18 protein-coding genes, 14 tRNA genes and 3 pseudogenes are annotated in these 26,815 nt (G+C 42.3%); 12 read left to right on the forward strand and 23 right to left on the reverse strand.

Annotated elements, in window-relative coordinates:
• The first annotated feature begins 182 nt into the window (after positions 1–182).
• The 3 genes from AB0756_RS08765 to AB0756_RS08775 all read left to right on the forward strand — a co-directional run bounded on the left by AB0756_RS08765 (position 183) and on the right by AB0756_RS08775 (position 4,763).
• Positions 183–1,406, forward strand: a complete 1,224-nt coding sequence (locus AB0756_RS08765; RefSeq protein WP_038083694.1) for a right-handed parallel beta-helix repeat-containing protein — start codon at positions 183–185, stop codon at positions 1,404–1,406.
• A gap of 241 nt (positions 1,407–1,647) precedes the next feature.
• A complete protein-coding gene (locus AB0756_RS08770; protein WP_038083696.1) occupies positions 1,648–2,076 on the forward strand; it encodes a hypothetical protein in 429 nt (142 codons plus the stop codon).
• A 650-nt stretch (positions 2,077–2,726) separates the two neighbouring features.
• The gene (locus AB0756_RS08775) at positions 2,727–4,763 is read left to right on the forward strand and encodes an AAA-like domain-containing protein (protein WP_237265829.1); all 2,037 of its coding nucleotides are present in this window, start codon (positions 2,727–2,729) and stop codon (positions 4,761–4,763) included.
• Between the two features lie 180 nt (positions 4,764–4,943).
• Here the strand turns inward: AB0756_RS08775 and AB0756_RS08780 are convergent, their stop codons facing one another.
• Positions 4,944–5,072 (reverse strand): hypothetical protein, encoded by a 129-nt coding sequence (locus tag AB0756_RS08780; RefSeq protein WP_272899698.1) that lies wholly within the window; start codon positions 5,070–5,072, stop codon positions 4,944–4,946.
• A 241-nt stretch (positions 5,073–5,313) separates the two neighbouring features.
• On the opposite strand from AB0756_RS08780, the gene AB0756_RS08785 reads away from it, so the two are divergent.
• Entirely contained in the window at positions 5,314–5,748 is a 435-nt protein-coding gene (locus AB0756_RS08785) for a peptidoglycan-binding domain-containing protein (RefSeq protein WP_050045576.1), read from the forward strand.
• 171 nt (positions 5,749–5,919) lie between these two features.
• Here the strand turns inward: AB0756_RS08785 and AB0756_RS08790 are convergent, their stop codons facing one another.
• Positions 5,920–7,296, reverse strand: coding sequence for a GH1 family beta-glucosidase (locus AB0756_RS08790; protein ID WP_038083698.1), 1,377 nt, complete (start codon positions 7,294–7,296; stop codon positions 5,920–5,922).
• 137 nt (positions 7,297–7,433) lie between these two features.
• On the opposite strand from AB0756_RS08790, the gene AB0756_RS08795 reads away from it, so the two are divergent.
• Positions 7,434–7,640: a hypothetical protein gene (locus tag AB0756_RS08795; protein ID WP_038083701.1), complete on the forward strand. Its 207-nt coding sequence runs from the start codon at positions 7,434–7,436 to the stop codon at positions 7,638–7,640.
• A gap of 246 nt (positions 7,641–7,886) precedes the next feature.
• Complete coding sequence (locus AB0756_RS08800) at positions 7,887–8,048, forward strand: hypothetical protein (protein ID WP_167844621.1); 162 nt, start codon at positions 7,887–7,889, stop codon at positions 8,046–8,048.
• Positions 8,049–8,111: 63 nt separating this feature from the next.
• Here AB0756_RS08800 and AB0756_RS08805 read toward each other — a convergent pair whose 3' ends face one another.
• A complete protein-coding gene (locus AB0756_RS08805; RefSeq protein ID WP_038083705.1) occupies positions 8,112–8,426 on the reverse strand; it encodes a hypothetical protein in 315 nt (104 codons plus the stop codon).
• Positions 8,427–8,802: 376 nt separating this feature from the next.
• Between AB0756_RS08805 and AB0756_RS08810 the strand changes: the two genes are divergently transcribed.
• The 4 genes from AB0756_RS08810 (at position 8,803) to AB0756_RS08825 (ending at position 15,647) form a co-directional block, all read left to right on the forward strand.
• Positions 8,803–10,020 carry an FG-GAP repeat domain-containing protein gene (locus AB0756_RS08810; RefSeq protein ID WP_038083708.1) on the forward strand — a complete coding sequence of 406 codons (1,218 nt, stop codon included), beginning with the start codon at positions 8,803–8,805 and terminating at the stop codon, positions 10,018–10,020.
• A 590-nt stretch (positions 10,021–10,610) separates the two neighbouring features.
• Positions 10,611–12,497 (forward strand): cyclase family protein, encoded by a 1,887-nt coding sequence (locus AB0756_RS08815; RefSeq protein ID WP_038083710.1) that lies wholly within the window; start codon positions 10,611–10,613, stop codon positions 12,495–12,497.
• 110 nt (positions 12,498–12,607) lie between these two features.
• Positions 12,608–14,104, forward strand: a complete 1,497-nt coding sequence (locus AB0756_RS08820) for an aldehyde dehydrogenase family protein (RefSeq protein WP_038083712.1) — start codon at positions 12,608–12,610, stop codon at positions 14,102–14,104.
• A gap of 184 nt (positions 14,105–14,288) precedes the next feature.
• Positions 14,289–15,647, forward strand: a complete 1,359-nt coding sequence (locus tag AB0756_RS08825) for an acetyl ornithine aminotransferase family protein (RefSeq protein WP_038083722.1) — start codon at positions 14,289–14,291, stop codon at positions 15,645–15,647.
• 11 nt (positions 15,648–15,658) lie between these two features.
• Here the strand turns inward: AB0756_RS08825 and AB0756_RS08830 are convergent, their stop codons facing one another.
• The 16 genes and pseudogenes from AB0756_RS08830 to AB0756_RS08905 all read right to left on the reverse strand — a co-directional run.
• On the reverse strand, positions 15,659–16,009 hold the full coding sequence (locus AB0756_RS08830; protein ID WP_050045577.1) for a hypothetical protein: 351 nt from the start codon (positions 16,007–16,009) through the stop codon (positions 15,659–15,661).
• A 361-nt stretch (positions 16,010–16,370) separates the two neighbouring features.
• Positions 16,371–16,444: transfer RNA gene (locus AB0756_RS08835), tRNA-Ala, on the reverse strand.
• 85 nt (positions 16,445–16,529) lie between these two features.
• A tRNA-Val gene (locus AB0756_RS08840) sits at positions 16,530–16,604 on the reverse strand.
• 82 nt (positions 16,605–16,686) lie between these two features.
• Positions 16,687–16,759, reverse strand: a pseudogene (locus AB0756_RS08845).
• 3 nt (positions 16,760–16,762) lie between these two features.
• Positions 16,763–16,840 (reverse strand) — tRNA-Met (locus tag AB0756_RS08850).
• Positions 16,841–16,842: 2 nt separating this feature from the next.
• Positions 16,843–16,916, reverse strand: a tRNA-Leu gene (locus AB0756_RS08855).
• Positions 16,907–17,125, reverse strand: a complete 219-nt coding sequence (locus AB0756_RS08860; RefSeq protein ID WP_153021622.1) for a hypothetical protein — start codon at positions 17,123–17,125, stop codon at positions 16,907–16,909. Before AB0756_RS08860 ends, AB0756_RS08855 begins: the two co-directional genes overlap by 10 nt.
• Positions 17,126–17,295: 170 nt before the next feature.
• Positions 17,296–17,373 (reverse strand) — tRNA-Pro (locus AB0756_RS08865).
• A 10-nt stretch (positions 17,374–17,383) separates the two neighbouring features.
• Positions 17,384–17,461, reverse strand: a tRNA-Leu gene (locus AB0756_RS08870).
• 29 nt (positions 17,462–17,490) lie between these two features.
• Positions 17,491–17,564 (reverse strand) — tRNA-Arg (locus tag AB0756_RS08875).
• A gap of 6 nt (positions 17,565–17,570) precedes the next feature.
• Positions 17,571–17,658, reverse strand: a tRNA-Ser gene (locus AB0756_RS08880).
• 4 nt (positions 17,659–17,662) lie between these two features.
• A tRNA-Tyr gene (locus tag AB0756_RS08885) sits at positions 17,663–17,747 on the reverse strand.
• A gap of 126 nt (positions 17,748–17,873) precedes the next feature.
• Positions 17,874–17,947: transfer RNA gene (locus tag AB0756_RS08890), tRNA-Glu, on the reverse strand.
• Between the two features lie 225 nt (positions 17,948–18,172).
• Positions 18,173–18,247, reverse strand: a tRNA-Met gene (locus AB0756_RS08895).
• Between the two features lie 127 nt (positions 18,248–18,374).
• Positions 18,375–18,451: transfer RNA gene (locus AB0756_RS08900), tRNA-Glu, on the reverse strand.
• A gap of 1,271 nt (positions 18,452–19,722) precedes the next feature.
• Positions 19,723–19,839 (reverse strand): annotated as a pseudogene (locus AB0756_RS08905) (HNH endonuclease); the annotation flags it as partial.
• A gap of 528 nt (positions 19,840–20,367) precedes the next feature.
• On the opposite strand from AB0756_RS08905, the gene AB0756_RS08910 reads away from it, so the two are divergent.
• Complete coding sequence (locus tag AB0756_RS08910; protein ID WP_038092775.1) at positions 20,368–21,915, forward strand: FAD-binding domain-containing protein; 1,548 nt, start codon at positions 20,368–20,370, stop codon at positions 21,913–21,915.
• Positions 21,916–22,219: 304 nt separating this feature from the next.
• Here the strand turns inward: AB0756_RS08910 and ltrA are convergent, their stop codons facing one another.
• Positions 22,220–24,082: a group II intron reverse transcriptase/maturase gene (gene ltrA / locus AB0756_RS08915; protein WP_082051694.1), complete on the reverse strand. Its 1,863-nt coding sequence runs from the start codon at positions 24,080–24,082 to the stop codon at positions 22,220–22,222.
• Between the two features lie 853 nt (positions 24,083–24,935).
• On the opposite strand from ltrA, the gene AB0756_RS08920 reads away from it, so the two are divergent.
• Complete coding sequence (locus AB0756_RS08920; RefSeq protein WP_050045578.1) at positions 24,936–25,394, forward strand: CPCC family cysteine-rich protein; 459 nt, start codon at positions 24,936–24,938, stop codon at positions 25,392–25,394.
• 316 nt (positions 25,395–25,710) lie between these two features.
• Here AB0756_RS08920 and AB0756_RS08925 read toward each other — a convergent pair.
• From AB0756_RS08925 to AB0756_RS08935, 3 genes and pseudogenes are all read right to left on the reverse strand, one after another.
• Positions 25,711–25,794, reverse strand: a tRNA-Ser gene (locus AB0756_RS08925).
• Between the two features lie 101 nt (positions 25,795–25,895).
• Positions 25,896–25,968 (reverse strand) — tRNA-Gln (locus tag AB0756_RS08930).
• 752 nt (positions 25,969–26,720) lie between these two features.
• Positions 26,721–26,815 (reverse strand): annotated as a pseudogene (locus tag AB0756_RS08935) (photosystem II protein D1); the annotation flags it as partial.

Raw genomic sequence — 26,815 nt, forward strand, 5'->3', positions numbered from 1 at the left:
TTCTTAAAAGACTTTTTCAAGCAAGAATATTAAAATTTCAGCAGATTAACTATCGCGGTCAAAAAATTGCAGTGTTAGCACTTAGAATACTGAAAAGTCCAGTTCTACCTTTGTTAAGCTTCGAGCGAGACTTCTGTACAAACAATGCAAAAGATGTAATAAGGAGAGAAAACTGAATAGTTATGTCAGCAAACTACAATCCCAACATAGCAGAAGCTCCAGACCATGATGAAATTGGTTGTACCTTTATCGTTGATAGTGTTGAAGATGTGGTCGATCCTGATGATGGAGTCACAACACTCCGTGAAGCGATTTATGCCGCTAACAGTCGAAGCGGACGAGAAAGAATTGTCTTTCAACTGGCATCAGGTTCAGAAATTAAACTCACCGAGCAACTCGATATTACAGACGATCTGATTATAACTGGGCTTGGTGCTGAAAACTTGACTATCAGTGGCAATGATAAATTCAATAACTTCTGTATTAAGAATGCTAAAGTTGCTATCGATGGATTGACTATTGCCAAGGGTCAAGATGGTATTAGTGTTAGGAGTGGCAGCCATCTGACAGTCACGAACAGTGTCTTTAGCAACAATGCCAATGATGGAATTGATATTGGGGGAGATGGGAATAGAGTTTCCGTGTCAAAGACTAGCTTTATCGGTAACGGTGAAGATGGAATTAAGGTAGATGGTGATTGCAATATCATCAATGTGAGTCATTCGCTCTTGAGTAAGAATAAGGATGATGGCATTGATGTTAAAGGAAACAGTCACACTATAGTTTTATCAGAAGTCATTTTAAGCGATAACGGAGACAATGGAGTTGAAGCAGGCACCACAAGTAGTACCATCAGTGCTAGCAATAGTAGTTTCGTTGCCAATGGTGAAGATGGATTTAATCTTGATGAAGGTGATAACAACAGCATTATCCTTAATAATTTAGTAGTCAGCAATAATGCAGATGATGGCATTGACATTATTTCTAACGGTAATAGTCTCAATCTGTCACAAGTCACTATAACTGCCAATAAAGAAGATGGCATACAAATAAACGGTAATTATAATAAATTTACTGCTTGCAATAGCACTTTCAATCACAATGCAACTCACGGCGTTGATATCAATGGCAACAGCAACACTGTGCGCCTCATTGGAATTGCTTCGACTGCTAATGGCAAAGATGGGTTAGCGATCGGTGGAAAATATAACTCTATCACTTCTATTAATAGCTACTTTATTGGGAATAGGCATGATGGGTTGAGTCTTGATAAAAGTGGCAAAAGCCGTATTAATGTAAGTTGTTCGCTTTTTAGCAGCAATACTGGTAATAGTGTTGTCTCAAACAGAGTAAAAGATTATACTAAGAATGAAGTAGAACCTCGTATAAAGAGTAATAGCCAGTAGCAGTCATATTGTATCCGAGTACAGACCGATTATTAACGGAGCAGGTTTTTCCGTCTTTTGCACAGATAGTTTCAGAATAACTAAGCAATGAGAAATGGTTGCTTTATTTACGCCAACCTGTATTAAATAAATTTCTTCTTAATATCAACCATAAGTATATTGATTTAGAATTACGACTTTCTCTAGGCTGAATTAGTACACTGTCAGTTATCATTATTCTCATGATGAAGGTAAATGGGTTATGAATAATGAGTTGCTCCACAAAATACCCTGGCTACCCTTAGTGTTCCTTTGGTTGGCTTATGCTTGGTTGGGTTGGTACCTGTCGGCTCACGATATCGCTTGGTTGGTGGGGGCTTTTGTTGCAGCTTTAGTGTTAGCTATTGCTTGGAGAACTATTGCTTGGTTGGAACGATTAATTCGATTTGGTTCTAGAGCTTTAACTGTTGTCTTGTTTTTAGGTGCTTCTATTGCACTCATAGCAACTTGGTCAATTTTCGTTACGTTCATCGTTTTGCCTTTGACAACGACACTCCTAGCAGAGATGGAGTTTCGTTTTGCTGGATTTGGTAAACGAGATACGTTTTTAGTATTGAGTGCGATCGCTGGATGTGGTTTGGTAATTGGTGAAGTAATAGATCTTCTTATCATACCTAGTAGTAGATATTAACGTAAGTTGGCAGTTAGTTCCCGTAAACGGTATGAAATTGGTACAAAATACACCTTTTGAAGTAATTATCAATACATATTTCTTTTCTTCAGCGCTTAAATTCTAGCGTTTTCGGATCTCTAGCAACTTAAGTTATTAAATATTTAGTCTCAGATTTCAATCTCAATTACAATCTCATTACTCAGTAATAATACTGAAAAATCTAGCAAAACTTAATAAAAATATCAAGTATTCTGTTGGGGATCGTCAAAAATAGGAAGCTCGCTCTGATAGGCTTTCAGCTTACATACGTATATTTTAAACCTCAAATCATTGTTTTATAAAAGTCTACAAAGCAGAAAAAATGAGGGCAAGAACTTTCTTGACTCATTAATTGTGCAATATGCTATATTCTGTAAGAATATTAAAAAATGGTTAAGCCTTGGATAATAAGATGAAAGTTTTATAAATTTTTCTTTAAAAAATGTTTAATGAAGACTATTTTTAAAGTTTTCATAAAGACTTAGTAAACACTCGCAACGTGAGTGAGAGTTTAGTACTAGAATAATTGTTTAGATACTGATATAAAATCGCTTAATGTTATGTTTGTCTGCGTGTAACTACTTATGTAGCCGCATCTATCGATTTACATTCTATACAGGGGTACGTAGGTGTACATTAAAAGTACGTATAGCTACAGGAATGGTTTGCTTCAGACAGACCATTCAACGGAGGTTAATCAAATTTTAGAAGCAGTAGAACAGTCACTTCTGCCAAGACGACTGAGTTCTATTGAAAAGTTTGTGTTACATCAATCCTGGTTGGGACAAACCTACAATGAGATGGCTCAAAGTTCGGGTTATGCGAGCGATTACATCAAGGAAGTAGGTTCCCAGTTGTGGCAAGACATTTCAGATACAGTAGGACAAAGGGTCACAAAGAAAAATCTGCATTTAGTGTTGAATCAGATCCAAACAAATTTTATAGGTAGGCAGAAAAAAGAAGCTGAACCTGAACTAGAAATAATAGATAAAAAGCACGAAAGTGAAGACGTGCAACTTCTAACGATAAATAAAGAAATTCCGTATCCTAACGCTCCTTTAGATCTGACTTCTCCTTTCTACATTAACCGTCCCCCTGTTGAAGAAATCGCTTATCAAGAAATTAGTCAACCTGGATGTGCGATCGGAATTAGAGCACCTAGAAAAATGGGGAAGAGCTCTCTACTACACCGCATTGTTTCATACTCAAAAGCTTTAGAGTACAACACAGTTTATTTGGACTTTCAAGAAGCAGACGAATCCATCTTTATTTCTCTCGAAAAATTTTTACGATGGTTTTGCGCTAATGTCAGCAGACAATTGAACCTCAATCCCAAGCTAGATAATTTCTGGGATGAGGATATGGGAAGTAAAGTGAGTAGTAAGCTTTATTTTGAAGCATATATCTTAAAGCAGGTTGCTAATGCTGTTGTTATCGTTTTAAATGAAGTTAACAGAGTTTTTGAACACCCAACTATTGCGAAAGATTTTTTGCCAATGCTGCGGTTTTGGCACGAGCTTGCCAAACAAGAGAAAATTTGGCAAAAGTGTCGCTTAGTTGTAGCACATGCCACAGAAATATGCGTTCCGCTCAATCTCAATCAATCCCCTTTTAACGTTGGACTGACAATAACGCTACCAAAGTTTACTCCAGAGCAAGCTTGGGATTTAGCACAACGTTATGGATTAATTTGGGCTAGTGGTGAAAAAGGCAAACAAAATCTTGCCCCACTCATAAAAATGTTATCCGGGCATCCCTATCTCTTAAATCTTGCATTCTATTATTTACAACGGGAAGAAATAACCTATGAGGAATTGCTGCAAACAGCGGCTACATCATCAGGAATTTTTAGCGACTACTTACGGGGTAATCTAGCTATCCTTCAAAAAGCACCAGCATTGGTATCGGCTTTTCAACAGGTAGTTAATTCTAATGAAAGCGTTCACTTGGATGCGATCGCAGCTTTTAAATTAGAAAGCATGGGGCTTATTGAGCTTGATGGTAATCGGGCAAAGCCTAGCTGTGAATTGTACCGTCTTTATTTTCGAGAGCAGTTGCAACACGAAAAGATACAAAATGTCGCCGAGACAGAAGAGTTAGTGACAGAATTACAAAAGATAGGATACGCAAATCATCTTGATGAACTCACCCACCTTCCAACGAGGCACAACTTCAATCAGTACATGGAAAATAACTGGGAAGAATGGGCAAAGGAAGCTTTGCCAATCTCTCTAGTGCTATGTGAAGTAGATTACTTTAAGTTCTTCAATGCAGCTTATGGATATAAAGTTGGAGATGAGTGTTTGCAATTAATTGCAAATACTATTAGCGATCGCTTAGATGAATATCCAGAGTATTTTATAGCACGTTATGCAGGTGCTAAGTTTGCCATAATTGTGCCTCTTTTGAGTACTGAGTTTGCTCTTAACATTGCAACGCATATTAGAGATGATGTTATTGGATTGGCAATTAAGCACGACCGTTCTATATTTGGTGGGTTTTCATCTCGTGTACTGACAGTAAGTTTGGGAGTAGCAAGTATTATTCCAAGTAAAGAAAATCCTCCGGAAGTTCTGGTTGAAGCTACTGAAAGCGCACTTCATCAAGCTATCCGCAGAGGTCGAAATTGTGTAAGTATAAGTGCAACTTCGATGGTTGAGTTTTAAGCATTATTAGATGCCTGAAAACACCTCTTAATCTAAAAGAGAAGGATCGAGAAATGATAGTTCAACTCGTATAAAGATACTTAGGAAATACTATCTAATACTTGCCTTAGCGATTAGAAATCGCATCTATACAGGCAAAACCCAAGTAGGTTAAGTTTCAAACTCTTAATTTTGGTGAGTCTATCCAAGCGATGAGTCCCGTGCTGATAGCGCGTAGTACTTACGAGATAGTCTGTGGTATCGCGCAGCATATCGCAATATTAAGTAAGCATTTTGGATCGCCGATCGTTCTCGAGAATTATTACCCATTAATGATGACCTAAAATTATCTCGTTGGTTAGACATTCTACAACTTTTAAGTCCCACCTATGAACCATGCAAAAGTTTCATAATTTTATTATTTTGAAATAAATTCATTTGTCAAAAAATTAACTTATAGATGTAGCTCGAGATTGTTTGACTTTACATGAACACACATAGTGATGAACTCAAAACTCCTTATTTAAAAATTAAAAACGATTTTGTCCGTCTTCTTAAAAAGGAGAATTTTATGAAAACCAAATGGATTAACCCACATATACGATTTCTTAGTATTTTCTCAGCGATCGCATTGGCTGCTTTGCCTTTTACCAGCAAACCAACAGCGGCTCAAACTCCTCTAAATGCATCTGCTGAGAAGAAGCTCAATCAATATACAGCTCCAACAAAATTAGTATCAATCAGCGAGATCGGCCAATATTCACCAGAAGCAGCACCAAAGTTACAACTTGGAAGTGAAGGAGCACCTGTTAGAGACGTTCAAGCTTTTTTAAAAGAACAAGGCTACTACACGGGTGCGCTTGATGGTGTTTACGGTTCTGCGACTGCGGCTGCAGTTAAAGCTTTTCAGCAGAAGCACGATCGCTTAACTAATGATGGAATTGTTGGATACAGTACTTGGAATGCAATGATTGAGATTAAACGTAACCCTTCAGTTAATAATTAATACCAATTTTATGTAAAGTTGCACATTATTCTCCTCACCCTAGAAGGGTGAAACTATACAAGCAAAGCCTGCGAAGGCAGGCTTTGCTTGTATGCATCTTCATAGAAAATTGGTATAAGGGTAATTACGAGTTACTCCCATCGCCAGTTGTAAGTATTTTCAAACTTTGTATCAAACAATGCTGTTTTGACGGATACACTCTGCATACCACTCAAAACTAGCTTTTGGGATACGTTGCTGTGTTTTGTAATCTATATATGTAATTCCAAAACGTCGGGAGTATCCCCACGCCCACTCAAAATTGTCCATTAAGCTCCATACAAAATATCCCTTTAAAGGATACCCTTCACTCACAGCACGATGAGCTGCTTTGAGGTACTGTCGCAAGTAGAAAATTCTATCCGTGTCAATGACTTCGCCATGAGTGTTAATTTCATCTTGCGTGGCGCAGCCGTTTTCCGTAATGTAAACGGGTAAGTCATTTCGTTGCATAGTTTCACTAATGTGACGAATGCCCCAATAAAGACTCTCTGGCACAATATTTAACCAGGGCATATACATTTGTGGGTAACCTTTAGGTAAATCGAGAAATTCATAACCGAGTTTATTATCTGCAGCACGAACATAAGTTCCCGTGTATATATTTAAACCGATCGCATCCAGGGGTTGATGAATTATTTCCAAATCACCAGGTTGAACATCGGGTGCTTGTTCTCCCAATAGATCGAGCATGGCAGAACTGTAGTTACCTGTCAGTGCTGGAAAAATAACTCCACCATTTACCCAGCTAGTTTGGAAAGCATTTTTGGCTGCTGTAATATTGGCTGGGGATTCGTTAATCGGAACTGTAACCGAGATATTATCTACCAGAGACACTTGACAGGGAATAGGTGAGGCTTCTCGAATTGCTTGGCATCCCAAACCATGAGCAAGTAAAGCGTGGTGAGAAGTTTGCCAAACTTCCTTTGCACTGCTAACACGTTTGCCTGGAGCATGGGGTGCTTCTCGCTCTGCATCATAACTTAAATGAGTAAAACAGGGAATTTCATTCAGAGTTATCCAATGACCGATACGCGATCCCAGCCGCTTGACAACTGCTTTCACGTAGTCGGCGTAATCATATGCCATTTGGCGACTTTGCCAAGAACCGTACAAATCCTCAAGTGTTTGAGGGCTATCCCAATGAAACAGAGTAACGTGAGGCGTGATGCCATGCTCGAGCAAGCAGTCTACCAAACGCTTGTAAAAATCAATACCTTCTTCGTTGACTGTACCGCGACCATCAGGAAGAATACGAGTCCAGGCAATACTGAAGCGGTAGTGTTTGATTCCCAAGGTTACCATCAGTTCTACATCTGATTGATAGCGATGGTAATGATCGCACGCAACTGCACCCGTATCACCATTAAGCACTTTTCCCTGAGTGGCGCTAAAAGTGTCCCAAACACTGGGTTTGCGACCTCCTTCTTCATATGCACCTTCTATTTGGTAGGAAGCAGTAGCAGCACCCCAACAAAAATCTTGCGGAAATTGGTAAAAATTTGTCATTGCTCTACCTTGTGATAGTTTGTAAAGTTTTAGTGAGGAAATAAAGCCTATCGAAAGAGAGATTGTAAAGATTTCTTAAAAAGAGCGAAAATAAGCTTATGGGCAGTTGTAGTTATTTCACTACATAGGTTGAGATTATGATGTTAATCCGTGAGGTTGTTCAACAGGTTATAACAACTGGATATCTTACCGTTACTGCGGAAGAACAGTTGCGAAAACTTTTACAAACAAAGTATGACATAGAAGATTTTGATGCTTTTATGTCGTTGCAGGAAGCTGCCAGTTTGGGGCGAATTCGGCAGGAGTCCCGTGACCTAATGATTTGCGAGCAGCAGGCACAATAAGTGAGGGAGTGGGCTGTGATGCGATATTGCCTCTGTTGTCCTCGAACTAGTGCAGTTATGTCACTCAATCAAATGTAGTTCGGTGAATCTCCAAATCTATTTCCCGGATTTTTTCCGGAAATTACCTCAGATAGAGTGATAGTTGATGGAAAATTGGGAATACTGATTAACGTTCGGGCATTAATGGTAAATTCATTCATGCAATGAGATTCACAAACCCCCAATCGGCAACATAGAGGTAAACTTATGACAACTATAGAAACTCACCCTACCCAACAACAATCTTCTAAGAAGAGACAAAAATCTTTTTCTGCGGTGGATATTGGCACTCCTTTAAGACCAATACGTCCGCGTCCAATCAAGCAGCAAGAGTGCGAACAACTTAGCGACTGGAAACACGCAAGTTAATGAAACGGGATTCTTCTCAAGTAAATACACCATGTAGCTGTGGTAAGAGCTATTCTGTCTTTCTCAAATTTCGGTTTTACACGGGCTTTTGCACTGTGAGGCAATTAAAATTGGCTGTGGGTTTAGACGCTGCAACTTGTTACCACTGCTAACTCTATCGATTTTTGCTATCTCTGCTCTTGCAGGGGAATAAGGTGATTCTGTTTTCAAGCGATCGCCCGTCTCGAGCATTGAGGGAATCCTATCAAAAGCAATACTGCGGGTATAGTTTTGTCGATCGATATTGTTTGTTACTCTTGTGGCTTCGGCAGATTGTATTCCAGAAGCAACGATAATAGAAATAGTTAAAAATGAAAAAGTAGATAGTTTTAATTTCATAGCTAAGAAGTGAAAATATAAATAATTTGTCCTCCTCTCTATAACTAAAATTAAGCTATTTATTCTTTTAACGCAGTACGAAAAAGTCCTGAGAACTGTAAGTCTCAAAGGTTGGGTAAGTCAGATTTTGTAAGAAATAGTAACTTCAGTAGCTAATAAATAGCGAACGCAACCCAATAATACTTAGATAACTCAGTAGGATCGGCAGTGCCAAACGTTCGCTCTTGCTTGGCAGTGCCTTGCCTGACTTGAGAATAGAGCGTTCTAAAGCTTATGCAACTTTTACACATCAGAAATTATTAGATGTTACCTTTTAACAGAAACATTATAAAAAAGCAGTTAAAAAAATGATGAACACTAGTCGTAACCAAACATTATGTTTGAATCTAAAACTGTCAATTCTACAAGTACTAGTGAACTTTCGTCTCTGCTAATCTCCAATAATTCTGTGATTACAGATGCTTTAGACACTACTTACGATTGGGGGCGATCGTCACAAAATCTGCTAAGTGATTTGTCTGATTCAACGCTTGCAACAACAACGGCTAAAAATCCCAATCCCAACCCTCAATACAGTAATGCAGCACTCGTTCCCGACTTTAACGGTGATGGCAAAACTGACAAATTTTGGCGTAATACCCAAACGAATGAAGTGGCTATTTGGCAGATGGATGGCACAAGGGTAGCCAATGGATCCACCCCCAGACAGATAGATTTTTCTTGGGACTTTTCCTATGCAGATTTCAATCGGGATGGGAAAACAGATTTGTTTTGGCGTAACAAATCAACAGGAGAAAACCTTATTTGGATTATGGATGGGGTTAACATTGCCTCTGAAGTTTATTTGGACAAAATCGACGCGGCATGGACTGCGAGTATTGCTGACTTTAATGGCGATGGTAAGAGTGACATTTTCTGGCGCAACTCTCAAACGGGTGATAATGCAACTTGGTTGATGGATGACACTAGAGTCCTTACTTCTGCTTTTATTGATGCAGCCGACTCATCTTGGACTTCTAACATCGTTGATTTCAATGGCGATGGTAAGAATGACATTTTTTGGCACAATACAGTATCTGGGGAAAATGCCGTCTGGTTTATGGATGGTACTAATACCTCAAAATATGGTCTGTCATCATTAGATCCCACATGGGACAGCTACACCTTTGGTGATTTTAACGGAGATAACAAAACCGATATTCTCTGGCGCAATAACCAAACGGGGGAAAACACGGTGTGGTTGATGAATAGTATTTTCATCACTTCTGGCTCCGTGCAAAAGCTCGATCTTTCTTGGAAATCTAGCGTAGGTGATTTTAATGGTGATGGTAAGACGGATATTCTCTGGCACAATGAAACGACTGGCGAGAACACTGCTTGGTTAATGGATGGCACAACAGTTTCTACTGCTGCCTTCTTACCTGCAACTGATGTGGCTAAACAGCCCAAAGTTGGTGATTACAATGGCGATGGTAAGACTGATGTGTTCTGGCGCAATTACAACTCTGGTGAAAACTCCATTTGGACTGTTAATGGAACAACGACCTCTGAAACTCCTCTAGACACAATTTCTCCAGAGTGGATTGCCTATTAATAAAAGTCCTCGTAGTACAGTATGACCTTAAGGGCGCAAGGCATTGCGCCCTTTTTGTTTTCTTGGCTTGAAATTCACTGTTAATTAACTATCTGTATCGAAAGATTATCAGTGAAGGCACTAATATACGCTTATTAATTGGTTACAGAGTTTTAACTGTACAATACAGTTGCACATTTTAGTATATTTAATTACCATTAAAAAATAGAATTTGTCGTTATTCAAACTTTGTGCTTTGACTTTTAAGAGCCAATAATTAGAAAAGACACGTATTTTTAGAGAAATTTTCAACGCATAACGTATTTCTTAGATTTTTACAACTACCCAGAGTAATACTTATACAAAATTGTAAAATTCAGCACATAAAAATTATTAATTTTTTATAACTGTTATAGAGTTTAGAGAATATTTTTACTAAAACTTAACCGTTTCTTAATTTTAAATTTACTTCTTGGCTGTTAATTTATTAATAATTCACTTTTTGCTGCAACATTTGAACCCTCCAAAACCTAGTATTTCTGGGAGTTGGGGGGGTTCTTTACTTGAGAAATAGCAGTAAAAAAAGAAATGGCAATCAAATATAGCTGGCGATGGATGGTGTTAAACAAGAAACTCTAGACAATACGGATTCTCTTTTACAAGTAGCCCGGTCTTTCTTGCAAAAAGAAGTAGCACCTTTGGCGAATGAGATAGACTTTAACTCAAACGCTTTATTTCAAGCACTGCAAGGTTTGGGAAAGTTAGGGATGCTTGCTCTGAGAGTACCAGACAGATGGGGTGGAAGAGAAGTCAGCGAGCAAGTATTCGGTAGTTTTCAAGAACTGGTAGCCCGATATTCTGGTGCTCTAGCTTTTTTACAAACCCAACACCAAAGTGCTGCTAGTATGCTTGTTGCTAGTCATAATACTTCTCTTCAACAGAAGTACCTTCCCTATATGAGTGACGCTCAAGTTTTACTGGGAGTGGGTTTTTCTCAGCTACGACGTGAAGGAGAAGCACTTGTTACTGGCGTACCAGTACTGGGGGGTTATCAACTCAATGGAGTTGTACCTTGGGTTACAGGTTGGAATCTTTTTAGTAAGTTTATTGTTGCTGCTACTTTACCTGACGATCGCGCTGTTTTCGGTATAGTCCCTTTGGTAGAAATACATCAAGAGTCAGGAGGTGCGATAAGCGAGCATAACGGTTTAAGCCGTATAGAGTTTTCACCGCCCGCACAGCTTGCAGCGATGACATCTACCAACACCGTCAAAGCAACTTTGACTGACTGGTTTTTGCCTGCAGAAGATGTTGTTTTCATTAAACCTGCTGGCTGGATTCATGACAATGACAAGAAGAATGTTCTGCGTGCGACTTTTTTGGCTACGGGATGTGCTCTTGGTGGTTTGGATATTTTAGAGTCTGCTGCAAAGAAAAAATCTCTGCCTTTTATGACCAATGCTTTTGAAAGTCTTGAGCAGGAACTCAACAATTGTCGCACTGCTATTCGAGAAGCACAACAAAATTTAGAGATGTCTGTTGCAGAACGGTTGCAATTGCGGGCTTGGGCAATCGATCTAGCGGCTAGAATTTCCCATACAGCGATCGCGGTTTCTAGTGGCTCTGCGCTCTACAGCGATCGTAACGCACAACGGGTTTATCGCGAGGCACTGGTATTTACCGTGACCGGTCAAACTTCTGCTGTTATGGAGGCTACTTTGGGGAGGTTGACTCGAAAGCAAAATCTGTTTGATGAACTGCACGGGCGCAGAGAAAGCAAAGAAGGTGAGAAGAAAAGACGTATTACTTATTCGCGTGTAGTGCATTTGAGCCATACGATTGATACAGGAATTCCCTTGTGGAAAGGCGATCCCCCTGTTGAATTTGAGACTGTAGCAGAGTTAGATAAAGATGGTTATTACTTGCGGCGGTTTTCTCTAGGAGAACACAGTGCGACTCACATGAATGCTCCTAACAGCTTTTACGCTGATGGTGTGAGTATCGATCGCTATCCTGCAAATTCGTTAATTTTACCAGCTGTGACAATCTCGATTCGGGAGCAAGCACTGAGTCATCCAGATTGCGTTCTTTCTACGGACAATATTCTCGCTTGGGAACAACAAAACGGCAAAATTCCCTCGAACTGTATAGTGCTCCTTCATACAGGTTGGCAGGAAAAGTGGTTGGATGAAAATGCTTTTTTTAACTGGGATTCTCACGGAGGAATGCACTTTCCTGGATTTGGATCTGAGGCAACAAAGTTTTTGCTAGAAGAGCGTCAGATTGCGGGAGTAGGAATTGATACTCACGGAGTCGATGCAGGTCAAGAAACTACTTTTGCAACTAACTTTCTAGTATTAAAAGAACCACGTATTGTATTGGAGAATTTGACTAATTTAGACCAGTTACCACCAAAGGGAACTACGCTTGTTATTGGTGTTCTGAGGTTAAAAGATGGTTCTGGCTCCCCTGCTGCAGTAATGGCTTTGATTCCTTAGGAATGAGTTACATTTGTTGCCAATGTTACAATCTGTTATTTCATTTGACGATAATAAATAGTACAAGCCACACTGGGAGTCATGGGTCTTACAATCCGGAGGTGTAAAAAATGAGCAATTTCCTAACTTGTCGTAATTACATCGCCGGAGAATGGGTAAATGCTGCATCAGGAGCTACCTTAGAAAGCCGCAATCCTGCAGACAGGGGTGAAGTCGTTGCCACCTGTCCGCGTTCGGCTGCAACTGACGTTGAGACAGCCGTAGCTGCTGCTCGTCGTGCATACCGCAGTTGGCGGCTTATTCCAGCCCCAGCTAGAGCAGAATACGTTCAACGAGTCGGAGAACTCTTGCGTCAGTATAAAGAAGAACTGGCTTTATTAATGAGCCGGGAAATGGGTAAACCTCTGGCAGAAGCAAGGGGCGATGTTCAAGAAGGCATTGATTGTGCCTATTACAGTGCTGGCGAAGGACGTCGTTTATTTGGGCAAACTACACCATCTGAAATGCCCAATAAATTTGCCATGACAGTGAGAATGCCTGTTGGGGTTTGTGCTCTGATTACACCGTGGAATTTTCCAGTTGCTATTCCTTGTTGGAAAGCAATGCCAGCTTTAGTATGTGGTAATACCGTAATTCTCAAGCCAGCAGAAGATACTCCTGCTTGTGCTACCAAACTCGTAGAAATTTTCGCAGAGGCTGGTTTTCCTGATGGTGTTATCAACTTGGTACATGGAGTGGGAGAGGAAGCGGGGAAAGCTTTAGTTGAGCATCCTGATGTTGACTTAGTCTCTTTCACTGGATCTTCTGAAACGGGTGCTTTTGTTGCTTCTACCTGCGGGCGAACTCACAAACGCGTGTGTCTGGAGATGGGTGGTAAAAATGCCCAAATTGTCATGGAAGATGCGGATTTGCAACTTGCTTTGGATGGTGCGGTCTGGGGCGCATTTGGAACTGCAGGTCAGAGATGTACTGCAACCAGTCGTTTGCTGCTACATCGCGATATCAAAGAGAAATTTACCTTTATGCTGAAAGAACGTACCAGTCAGCTGCGGTTGGGTCCCGGTACTGACTCCGATACCGATGTAGGACCTATTGTTAATGAGAAGCAACTCCAACGCGTTAGCAAATATCTAGATATTGCCCGTGAAGAAGGAGCAAAGGTTTTAATCGGTGGAGAAGTGGCTGCTGTGGAAGGTTTGCAGAACGGCTACTTTTTCCAACCGACTATTTTAGATTTTGTCACTCCTCAAATGCGCGTTGCTCGTGAAGAAATATTCGGACCTGTCGTGGCGTTGATAGAAGTACGCTCTTTTGAGGAAGCAATCGCAATCCTGAACGATACACCTTACGGTCTTTCATCTTCCATATATACTCGCGATATCAACCGTGCTTTCACTGCCATGCGCGATATTGAAGCCGGTATTACTTACATCAACGGTCCCACAATTGGTGCCGAGGTACATTTACCTTTTGGTGGTGTCAAGCAAACGGGTAACGGACACCGAGAAGCTGGTACTGCAGTTTTGGATGTATTTACGGATTGGAAAACTGTCTACGTAGATTTCTCTGGAAACTTACAACGCGCTCAAATTGATAATCGTGGATGAATCCTGTTTTGAAAGACGAGCGCAAAAATAAATGGGTGAGTTTGATAGTGGGATACTTTACACAAAGCAAATATTCGCTCGGTAATTATCCCCTTACGGGGTCTTGCAATATTTGTAATATCAAATACACAACAGATGACCTCAATCGAAGAATATTAAAGCTTATTTAGATATCAATTTTTTTATGCTAGAACTTTCGCAATCGAAAATCGAAAATCGAAAATCGAAAATCTCTTTACCCTGTAAACCTCATATAATCACTTCTTTACCAGGATCGAAAACTCTCGATCTTGTAGAACGCGATCGCGCTGTCACTTCGCCTTCTTATACCCGAGATTACCCGTTAGTTGTGGCTCGTGGTGAAGGTTGCATGGTAGAAGACGTGGATGGGAACGTATTTCTAGATATGACTGCGGGTATTGCTGTCACCGCAACGGGACACTGCCATCCAGAAGTTGTCCGAGCGATTCAAGAGCAAGCCGCAAACCTGATACATATGTCAGGGACTGATTTTTACTACGAACCTATGGTGGAACTCGCGGAAAAATTAGCTTCCCGTGCGCCCTTTCCACCTGTTGTTGGAGAGGGTACTGGAAAAACTTCTTTTCCTGCTAAAGTATTTTTCACAAATTCAGGTGCAGAATCCAATGAAGGAGCAATCAAACTTGCTAGATACTATACCGGACGCTCTTTAATTATTGCCTTTTTAGGAGCATTCCACGGACGCACTTATGGGGCTATGTCCCTTACTGGTTCTAAGACAGTCCAACGGGCAAATTTCGGTCCTCTCGTTCCAGGTGTGACTCATATTCCTTATGGCACTCACGCTAGCTTGGATTACCTAGAAAAACAACTATTTCCAACCATGTTGCCACCTAAAGAGGTGGCAGCAATTGTTGTTGAAGCCATTCAAGGAGAAGGCGGTTATATTGTCCCAGAGGATGGGTTTTTACAGCGAATTAGGGAAATATGCGATCGCCACGGTATGTTGATGGTTGTGGATGAAGTCCAAGCAGGTATGGGACGTACCGGTCGTTTATTTGCGATCGAGCATTGGGGTGTGATGCCTGATATCATTACCACAGCGAAAGGGATTGCTAGCGGTCTTCCTTTAGGGGCTATTCTCTCCCGCCCTGAAATTATGACTTGGTCACCCGGTTCTCACGCAACGACCTTTGGAGGCAATCCAGTGGCTTGTGCAGCAGCGATTGCCACGCTCAAACTGCTAGAAAGTGGTTTAATGGCAAATGCAACTGCCATGGGAGAAGTCTTGCAAGCTGGTTTGCACCGTTTGTCGCAACAATTTCCGCAAGTTTCTTCACCACGAGGGAAAGGATTGATGGTGGCGGTAGATTTATTAGACTGTGAGGGAAATTACAATTCGCAGTTGCGCGATCGTATTGTTCAACGAGCTTTCCTAAAAGGTTTGTTATTACTAGGTTGTGGTAAAGCTGCTATTCGCTTCTGCCCACCTTTAATCATCGATCGCAACCAGATTGAAATTGCTCTTGACATTCTTGCTGAAGTTTTAATAGAAATGTAGTTCAGCAGTATTTAAGACTGGAAAGATTTAATTGCCGATACGAAGGTTACAATAGTATTGTGCAATACACTCGATATTTCAGAGAGCGAAAGGATACCAAATTCATTAATTTGATTGCTGGGGAGTTGGACTGTTATTGATGCTTCATCAATAATACGTGCATCCATTGTTAGCAGTGTTTCCTTCAAGGAAGCTTGTGCGTGTATTGCTCGTGGTGAGGCATTCAGTATTGCAACGGGTTTGCGGTAAAGTTCTCCAGAACCTTTAACTCCAATCGTGCGGCTCTTTATAGAGGTATTGATATCAAAGCAGAAAAGCCGGGACAAGCTTTGAAAAATGAGTTGGCGATCGCCTGTTCTCATATTTTGGATTGCACAAGCGCTCAGTCCTGAAACAAATCCACCAAGGAGGTACTGGCCCTCCTGTATCTGTGTTATCAGTACAGTGCCTCGCTTTTCGACTTCAGGTGGAAGGCGGAAGATGGAGGAATCGAACCCCTGGGTGTTACCCCACCCCGGTTTTCAAGACCGGTTGCCGACCATTTAGCGGCATCTTCCTTAAAGGGGTGCCCGACGAGACTTGAACCTGTTATAACTGGTTCCACAAACGAGCGCCGCGACCACTTTGGCTATAGCACTTTTGTGCCACGCTATGTGCAAGGCACACGCTACGCGATGCCGCAGGCTATGCCCGTAAGGGCTATACGCTATCAGACACCATCAGTGGAATCAAGGGGATTTGAACCCCTAACCTCCCGCTTGCAAGGCGGACGCTCTAGCCAGTTGAGCTATGACCCCAGACAGAAGGAGTGAAGGGAGTTGAACCGCTACAAATCGCCGAGCGAAGAGCGATGCCCATCCATTAGACGACACTCCTATAAATTGGTAGCCCTGACAGGATTTGAACCTGTAACCCTCTGTTTGTAAGACAGTTGCTCCACTATTGAACTACAGGGCTACAAAAGCGAGTGATGAGACTCGAACGCATACGCTGAGTATGGCGCACTCAGATGTTAGCCATTACATCACACCCGTATTGAAGTTGGTGACAGGAGTTGAACCCGCAACCCATCACAAACATCGGCAATTGCTCTGCCGTTGAGCCACACCAGCATTTGGTAGCGGAGCCGGGATTTGAACCCGGTACGTGAAGGCTTATGAGACCCCAGAGCGCACCATAGCTCAATCTCCGCGAGTACCCCTGACAGGATTTGAACCTGTAGAAAACCCGTTTTAAGCAGGTCATGTCTGCCAATTGCATCACAGGGGCATTATTTGTTTGGTGGGTCGTTCAGGGGTTGAACTTGGATAAGTCCGCTTAAAAGACGGTTTCATATCTGCTCTGCTAACGACCCAATTAGTACTCCCGACAGGAGTCGTTCGCGTATAGCCCTTGCGGGCATAGCCTGCGGCATCGCGAAGCGTGTCGCGCAGCGACTCAGCGTCTCCGATAGCAAAGCGTGCCGACGAAGGAGGCATAGGAGATACCTGCAATAATTCCGTCCCTCAAACGGAAGCGTTTACCAATTTCGCCATGGGAGTATCAATACCCTTGGTGAGAGACGAACTCACGTTCGACTCCAGAGGAGATACTTACAAAATTTGGTTTCTAAGACTAACACGTTTGCTAGTTCCGTCATAAGGGCAAATGGTCGGAATAGTAGGATTTGAACCTACAACTCCTTGTCCCCAAAACAAGGCTTCTAGACCACTGAAATTACATCCTGATATTTTAGTTGGTACTCCTGATGGGATTTGAACCCATACACAGGCTGTTTTTGAGACAGCCGCCTCTTCCAATTGGGCTACAGGAGTATATATTAACCGAGCTACCAGGGCATAGGCGAGAACGAAAGGACTTGAACCTTTACTCTTCAGTTTCGTAGACTGATGTGTTATCCAGTTACACTACGTTCTCATAAAGCGGAGAGAGTGGGAGTTGAACCCACAGTGAGATGCTGAATCCCACGACTGTTTAGCGGACAGCTTGCCCTGCCAATAGCAATCTCTCCATAATGGGTCGGGTAGGATTTGAACCTACGAAGCACATAAGCATCCGTTTTACAGACGGCTTCCTTCAACCGGACTTGGATACCGACCCAAATCAATGTCCACTTGGTAAAAATACATCTACAAGGGATGGAGTGAAGGGGAATCAAACTCTTAACTAACAAACGGACGCTTGTTGGTTTTGTTGTTGTCGATCGCCATTCGTTACCCCATGAAGTAGTACAGACGGGACTCGAACCCGCTAATTACACGCTTGAAAGACGTGCCGCTCGACCACTTCGCTTCTGCACCATGTATGCCGTGTAAGTGAAAAAAGCTGTTGATTCACACACAGGAATTGAACCTGCATAGACTGTTTGAGAGATAGTTGCCTTACCGTTAGGTGAGTATGTAAGCTTTTTCGATTAGGACACGGCAACGCACAGACAAGAATTTGTTCGCGAAGCGTCTCCGTAGGAGATACCCTGACCAAAGGTTTTGGAGACCCTAGTGCTGCCATTACACCATCTGTGCATTTGGTAGCAGCGACGGGAGTTGAACCCGTATATTCTCGGTTATGAGCCAAGTACCTTATCATTAGGTGACGCTGCAACGCTTGGAGTCCAGGGCGAGAATTGCTCGTGTAAGCATTTGCATTCACGAAGCGTCTCGAAGAGGAGGGTACTTGCACAATCAGTTTTGCAGACCATACCCTACCATTAGGCGACTTGGACACATTTGGAAGCCTCGACGGGAGTTGCACCCGCTCCTCCGTGCTTGAGAGGCACAGCGACTTATCTATTTGTCCACAAAGCTATATTCCTACGTTAAGTGGCAATTATTTAGTTTTCATGGTTCAGGGGTGTTTGCTCTATAGCTTGTTAAGAGGCTGTAGGTTAGAGTCGATGAGGAAATCGCTTTCCTTCACCTCTCATTCAGAACCGAACATGAGAGTTTCCAATCTCATTCGGCTCCTGCGTGTGGTCTTGTGTCAAAGATAGTCGTATGGATTACTCGCAATTTGACCTTGGCTTCTACTATTTCACCCTTTCCTTGTACCGCCTTGGGGCTATTAGACCGTTCGACGTTTTGTGGTCGCCTTTACTACCGGACAATTACGGTATAGTCAATCGTTTACCCTGTACGCATAGAATTCATCCCACATTACCCGAAAGTATGTATTAGGCTTATCAGGAGTTACTATTCTGGAAGCTTCCACAACCGCTTATCCTGCGTCAGCATATCCCTAACATTACTTAGGGCATTGGCTTCTCAGGATATCCCTGTTGTTCAACCGTGCGGTTTGGCTCACCTTATCGTTTTCAGTTAGGATTACTGCTATGGAAGCAATTTGCCTCAAAGGTTGTTCCTATTCAATTGTCGGTTAGCAGTAATTAACATGTATCCGATAGCATTGAACAAGTTACTTCGTTCCTAGCACTCCTTTCGCGGTAAATTTAGGATTGCAGTCTCCGCCGAGGTTTAGACACCCATACATGGCTACGAAGCACTTAGCCACAGTCTGTATAACCTAACTCTGGTATCGGGGACGTGCAACTCTTAGGTAGGGCGCATTGGGGTGATAATTCCCTAGACTCTCCCCACTCTGGTTAGTCCAATAGAGTCATCCGAGGACTATTCTCAGTCACTTTCGTTTCCCGTAGTATTACGACGAGTTGTACTGCATTCACTGTACGTTATCCATGTCTACCAACTCTTGCAGAGATTTGGGGAGGTGACTACCCATTATCCGCATTTAACCCATGCACCGAAAGTAACAGTTGCCAACCTGTTAAATCTGGGCTATGAATTCAACCCTTGGGTTTGGGTGGTAGGAATTGAACCTACAAGAGTACTAAGTTGTAAAAGGTTATGTAACCTTTCCCTCTCTCCCCCTAATTCTTTGATATGGAGAACTCCACTTTACAAAGTTAGGTTTTGAGAGAACGAATCGCACTGCTTTACTACATATATACTACATAAAATATTACAGGTTGTCAATGGCATACTACAAAATTTTTTTGACAAGTGAGAGGACAATGTGATGCAATCGCGGTATTACCTTCTGCGATTGAGTTTGAAGTAAATTACTCAGATTCATTTAGGTTTTGTGCGTTCCAGAATTGTTCAGCAAATGCCACTGCTGAGTGAATTGGGGCTTTGGGCCTGTTTTTCAGTACCATTCCAGCTTCATAAGGTAGGCGAGCGCACGCAGCAGAGAACTCTTTCCAAAGCCACTTGGTCCAGTAATTAACAGTCCTTGACCTGATGGCAACCAAAATTAACTCAGAAAACGTAAAATTAAAAAATACTTGAAACGTAGCGATTCCCGGTAACGGGATTGAAACCGAATGGTTTGGCTGTTTCCTTGGTTTGGGCTTGGGCCTTGAAACGTAGCGATTCCCGGTAACGGGATTGAAATTTGTTAGAAGCATACTACCGAGACGGTTTGAAGAACTTGAAACGTAGCGACCCCCGGCTACGGGATTGAAACGAGCGATCGCCAACCCTTTGAAGTGTCACTTTACCAGGCAATGGCAGTAAAGTGGAAGCAGTTGATGGCAGTAAATGTAACTTAAAGGAAAAGTTGGCTGCCAAATCGCTCTAGTTATGAAATCTATGCAATTACGGGACTCATCCGTATGGCGATAGCTTCGCTCCTGCCCTTTAGGCAAATCGCATCACCCCAACTTAAAAATGCCAAAATAGAGGTGGAGTGATAGTACTAATGTATGCACATTCTTTGGTTTCGGCGGGACTTGCGGTTAAGCGACAATGAAAGCGTAGCTAGGGCAACTGCTAAGGCTGCTCTTGTCTTACCTTGCTTTATTATTGACCCTTGGTTTTACGAGCAACCAGAGGTAGGTAAGGCACGGGTCAGATTTTTGTTTGAGTCTTTGGAAAATTTAGAGAAAAACTTACGCTCTAATAGTAGTCAATTATATTTATTTGAAGGAAATTCAGTAGACATTCTCCAACAACTCACTCAACAGTTAATTCAACTCGGTCACAGACCCAAGCTCTACTTTAATCGGGACGTGCAAGTTGAGTATGGAGTGAGCCGCGATAGAGCTATCGCCAACTTCTACCAACAACTCAATCTGGAATGCCACATCGGTCTCAACAACTTCTTGCAGACAGATGACGATCGCCGCGACAAATGGTTTGACGAATACTACACCTATGTCAGGCAATCTCCACACCTAAAGCCAATTCACATTAACACTCCACAGCTATCGTTCAATCTACCCCTAGTGACCTTCACCGAACTTAAACAAAAATACAGTCATTTCTACGAAACAAAGCGTGTTTATTTTAAAGGCGGAGAAACACAGGCATTTTCTACGCTAAATTCTTTTCTGACAAAACGATTTCATGGGTATCATTGGAAATTATCAAAACCCTGGCTGGCACAACAAAAAGCAACGTCACATCTTTCACCTCACCTGGCTTTTGGAACTATCTCGGTGAGAACTGTCTATCAAAGTACCAAAGCGCGAGCAAGAGAACTGGCCGATCAACCAAAGGCGGAATTTTCTTTGAAGGCATTTCGCGATCGGCTAAGATGGCACGATAGTTTTACTCAACGGTTGTACTTTCATCCAGAGATAGCATATACCAACCGTTACCCAGAATTTGATGAATATTACCGACCTGACGAACTCACTTCATCGCAACAAGAGTTATTTCATGCTTGGTGTGAAGGGCTAACTGGATTTCCAATGGTGGATGCCAGTATGAGACAACTGAAAACAATGGGTTGGATGAATTTTCGCATGCGGGCGATGTGTGCTACTTTCTTAACTATCAATTGTGGTATCTCCTGGCATTACGGCGCACGCCACTACATGAATTATTTGGTGGATGGAGATTTAGCAATTGATAATTGGCAGTGGCAGATGCAAGCAGGTATTACCAATCCTTTGAGTGAAACTTTTCGCATCTACAATCCTAATAAAAACATTGAGGAGAAAGACTCAGATTTGCGCTTCATTTACCACTGGATACCAAAGTTGCTAGGGTATAGTTTACCTGAAATTCTCCAAGGCAAGTACATCGAGCACGGTTTATACCCACCGCCCATTCTAGATTGGTCAAAAACTCGCCTCGTCAACGGGAAAATTGTTTCTGATATCCGCAAACGGGTAAGAGAACGCCTGCTAGCTAATGGTGGTGATGAGTTGGAAAATGCTATAGCTGCAAAAACAACCGTTGAAAAATACTTTGAGTCCAAAGATAAACAGTACAAGCAATTTCAGGAAAAAGAGTTTCTTTCTTGAGAATTAAGCATATGAAAATCTTGTGTGATGCGTAGCGCGGCGACTTAACGTGAGTTACCTATCCCCTACATAACAGTTTTGGATACAGCACCAGATCGGTACAATGTCGCTAGCCTAGGGGTGATGCTGTCACAGTTGCACCTACGGGGAGGGACTTCTCTTATGTACTCTAGGATTTCCTCGGAGTCACCCTCATGGTCATCTAGTTGTCAAAGGTTCTGTTCCGATTACTCGGTTCTTATTCCTTGCCACTCATCCCTGAATAATAAATTATTCATTTCGAGTGAACGAATCGCACAGTAAACTAAGCCGCTCCGTCACCAGAGCGACTCGTCTTCAAAACCGGACGTGAATTTTTCAATTCATCCGGCTCCTCGGTAATTTGGTGCTTGTCCAAGTGCATACCTCCAGCCAATTTGTCATTGGCTGTTTTTATGTCGTGGCAGTGTCTATGTAATAACTGGAGATTTTTATATTCGTCTTTACCTCCTTGAGTTGGAGGTATTTTGTGGTCAATTTCCAGTACATCTTCCTCTCGGAAGTACAATTCGCAGTGAGCACATTTTCCTTTTTGTTGCTTTAAGAGTTTTGTTACTCTTTTTGGCACTTCAGGGTGTGCGCCCATTCTTGAACTCCAATAAATTAGGTTGCCATCGTATGGACTGGCATCGCCTTTCACTTTTACGTGCCGAACAATGGGTATTTCTGCGTGTTTTAGTAATCGCATCGAATTTTTTTCCCCTTTGTTTGGAGTGGCGAAGACCCAATTATCACCGCCAATGGTGCGCCAGTATTTCTTGGTTACCCATTCTCCTGATTTATTTGGGTGACGGCGTTTTGCCCAAGTTTTTAGCTTAGAATACATAAGATTGTCTAATGTGGAGTAAGTTTCTTTACTTACTACCGTTGAATAGTAGTTAGACCATCCCCTGATTATTGGATTTAATCGGTTGATAATTGCCTCTTGTGGAGCTGGGATGTGGTCATTGATGACACTAGCTATTCGTTCGTAGTGTATCCTCTGCTTTTCTTTGCTTGGGGTGATGATTGTTTTGAAACCTTGTTTTGAGTGGTATTTACTCACTCGAAACTGCCTAATATTAAAACCAAGGAAGTTAAACCCCGGTTCTTCATTTTCATACCTATTTAAAGTATGAGTTAGGCGTGTTTTTGATGGCTTCAATTCCAAACCCATGTCTTTTAACCACTCAGATATAATTGTTTGACATCTTTGAACAACGGCTAGATTTTCGTGTAAAATTACGAAATCATCGGCGTAACGAGTTAACGATATACTAAATCGATTGACCCGTTTTGTACCAGGTAATGTTTCAGCGTATTGTTTAATTCGTTCTTCCATACCGTGGAGGGCAATGTTTGCTAAAAGCGGCGAAATGACTCCGCCTTGGGGAGTACCCTCAGATGTCTCTTGGAACTGCTGATTATCCATCACTCCCGCTTTTAACCAAGCACGTATTTGACGGCGAATGGTGGGGAATGTATTTAATTTTCTTAGCAGTGCCGTGTGGTCGATTTTATCGAAGCACTTTGATATGTCAGCATCCAGAACAAATTTTGGTTTTGTTTTGATACTATTAAAAATAGCTTCGATAGCATCGTGACATGAGCGTCCTGGTCTAAACCCATATGAGTTAGGTTCAAACTTAGCTTCCCATTCTGGCTCAAGTGCCATTTTTACGAGAGCTTGCAATGCGCGGTCATACATTGTCGGGATACCCAAAGGTCTTTTTTCATCTTTCCCAGGCTTTGGAATCCATACACGTCTGGTAGACGATACCTTTGAGCCTAATTTTAATTTGGCAACTAAGGTGAGACGTTGCTTTGGAGTTAGTGATTTCACACCGTCCACACCCGCCGTCTTCTTACCTTGGTTGTCTTGTGTAACCCGTCTAACCGCAAGACACTTTGCACTCCAGGACTTCATCAGCGTCTTTTGGAGTTTGCGAGTTGCTTTGACATTACCACGCTGTGAGGCTTTGTAGATTCTTTTTTGCAACTTGTAGACACGTTTTTCTAGCTTACGCCAGTCAGTGTGCCTCCATTCCACCATCGATTTATCATTCACAGTTTCATGATTTCGCAATTCCTTCAAGGGTTGGATCGCTTCCTCATTTGATTCCGTTGTGACTCTTCGTGTTTTAGACATATTTATTGCTACTGTGACTCTACATTCCAAATCACCGTAAGTCTGTCAGCATATCCTCGTTATTACACAAGGCATTCGCTTTTGACTCAATCTCTCTTAACGCCACATACGGTTAGCACCTACTCAGTATCGACCTCCTGAGAGTGGACATTAAGTTACTTCGTTCCAGATAACCATTGTTTGAAACCTTTAGAGCGATGCTTATCCGCCGGGTTTATTGGGAGTGCTTGCTGGTCATCGTAGTAAATGCCAGTCCCTTATCCGTTGCCTTTTTTTTTTGGCTCCAGCGCGTTCAGCCTTATTTCGCTGGTTAGTAATAACGACGGTTACGCATCTTCGCTTGCGCTGCTCGTAGGTTTATGCTCGAAGGGAACCAGTTTAGGCTACCAGTTTTACCTCCTTCTCACCCCGCTTTAGGGATTGATGGCTAGTCGCTACCCTAGGGGTGATGCTGTCACCGTTGCACCTACGGGGAGGGACTTCTCTTATGTACTCTAGGATTTCCTCGGAGTCACCCTCATGGTCATCTAGTTGTCAAAGGTTCTGTTCCGATTACTCGGTTCTTATTCCCTGCCACTCATCCCTGAATAATTTATTACTCATTTCGAGTGAACGAATCGCACACTACGAATTACTTCGTTTTTCCTACTTCTCAAGTGCGTCCTTATTCGCTATAAAAGCCAGTGATGAGCGGTACAACGAGCCCTTGCCTTTCTTGCAGTTGGTCTATCAGATTTTAGTTGGAATTGGAAAAGTGAGTTGCAGCTTTTTTATCAAACTGGAAAATACAATAGAGAATTTGTAGCCAAACTGTGTTTGCGGTTCTCAGCCGTCATGTGGATTTTTAGCAAGTATGACCGAGCACACAAGTTATCCATGCCCTTGTTGCGGTTATCTTATCTTTGATGAACCACCCGGTTCGTATGATATTTGCCCAATCTGTTTCTGGGAAGATGACGTATTTCAATTGCGTTTTGCTTGCGTAGACAGGAGTGCAAATAATGTGTCGCTGCTTGTCGGTCAGCTCAATTACATTGAGTTTGGTGCGTGCGAGTCCACTTGTCAACCCCATGCCCGCCGTCCTACCTCAAGTGATATTCGAGACCCCGAATGGCGAGTTATTAATCTTGATGTTGACAATATTGAAGACTTTCAGCCGGAGAGGATTTTCATTGTGAATGCTAGTTCAGATATTGTAATAGACAAACCATTGCCTCTAATAAATGACAAAACGCCCTATCCTGATGATAGGACTCAACTTTATTACTGGCGTCCTACGTACTGGCGGCGTACTTTATCTAGCGAAAGTTAATTATTTGCTGACTCTGTTAAACATACCTTGTCCTTTCACATAGCTGTAGCGTAGAGACAGTTCCACCTCAGAGACTAAAACGACTTAAATTCAAGTAAAAGGGTTTTAGACAAAAGTTAGTCTGTAATTAACCGCAGGGATAAAGTTATCTTTTGCTCCGTTACCTAATGTGGAGCGAAGTTGATTGAGTTATGAATTTATATGTTATGGGTTGGAGATTTATGCAATTGGCTGAACAATATTGGCAGTCATTAGATCCAATGAATCCTTACTCATACGTGCTACTACAATTACAATTTTGGTAAAAGTGCAAAAACGGAAGCTAAGAGAATCGAACTCTTGACGGCGTTAACCGCAGCCGCTTTCGAGGCGGTTTCCTCGTCCATGCCGGACAGCTTCCATGTATGGGTATCTAATGAGACTTGAACGCGAGTGTGTCTCCGTAGGAAATACCTGTAAACCAGCCGCCTCTTCTAGTTGGGCTATAGAAGGATAATGTGACTGCCCTGCCAGGGTTTGAACCTGGAGTCTCCTCGTTCAAAGCGAGAGATGTTGCCAGTTACACCACAGGGCAATAATTGAACTAGCAAAGCGATCGCGAAGCGCAAGCTGTACGCAGCTTATCGCCTCCGGCAGGCGTTTTGCGCCATCACGGCTGTTTTACAGACTGTTGCTTACACCTAGCTTGTAAACCGACCCATAAGGCAGTACCGACGGGAGAGTCCACAAGGCGGCTATACGGGGATGACGAAACTCGTTCGCGTATAGCCCTTGCGGGCATAGCCTGCGGCATCGCGTATAGCCCTTACGGGCATAGCTTCGCATCGCGGAGCGTGCGTTTGGCGCTTAGCGTGTCGCGCCAGCGACTCAGCGTCTTTATCGGAGATACTCGCGAGTTCCTGTTTTACAGAGAGGCACTCTTAACTAACTGAGCTACACGCCCAAGTTAGGTGGCAATCTGTGAAATTTTTAAGGTTGTGAAGTATTAGCGCTATGCCTTTTGAAGAGGCTCGCTTCCTTCACTACATATATACTACTTAATGTATTATATAGTGTCAAGGGTGTACTACAAATTTTTTTGAAAGTGAATAGTGATGAACAAAATACCAAATAGCTCCAATATGGTTATCCAGAATTTTGGAGAATGATAAAGTTTTAGGTTGAGGGTGTGAAATACAAATTGATTCACGGGTATTGCATTTAATATCGCACCTATTCCTAATAATTAATTAACCGTAGGTATCTCCAAACGGAACAAGGCGCTCTCACAAAAGGAGAGCGCCTTGTATTTAGTTATTGATGCTTCTTAGTCGCGTACTGCTATGATTAACCGTTGATAGCAGGAGCGCTGATTGCAACAGGTGCGACTTCAGCAGATGCCAAGTCGAGAGGGAAGTTGTGAGCGTTGCGCTCGTGCATGA

Origin of the sequence: Tolypothrix campylonemoides VB511288_2, assembly GCF_045999855.1 — a bacterium.
GTDB classification, from domain to species: Bacteria; Cyanobacteriota; Cyanobacteriia; order Cyanobacteriales; family Nostocaceae; genus Scytonema; species Scytonema bouteillei_A.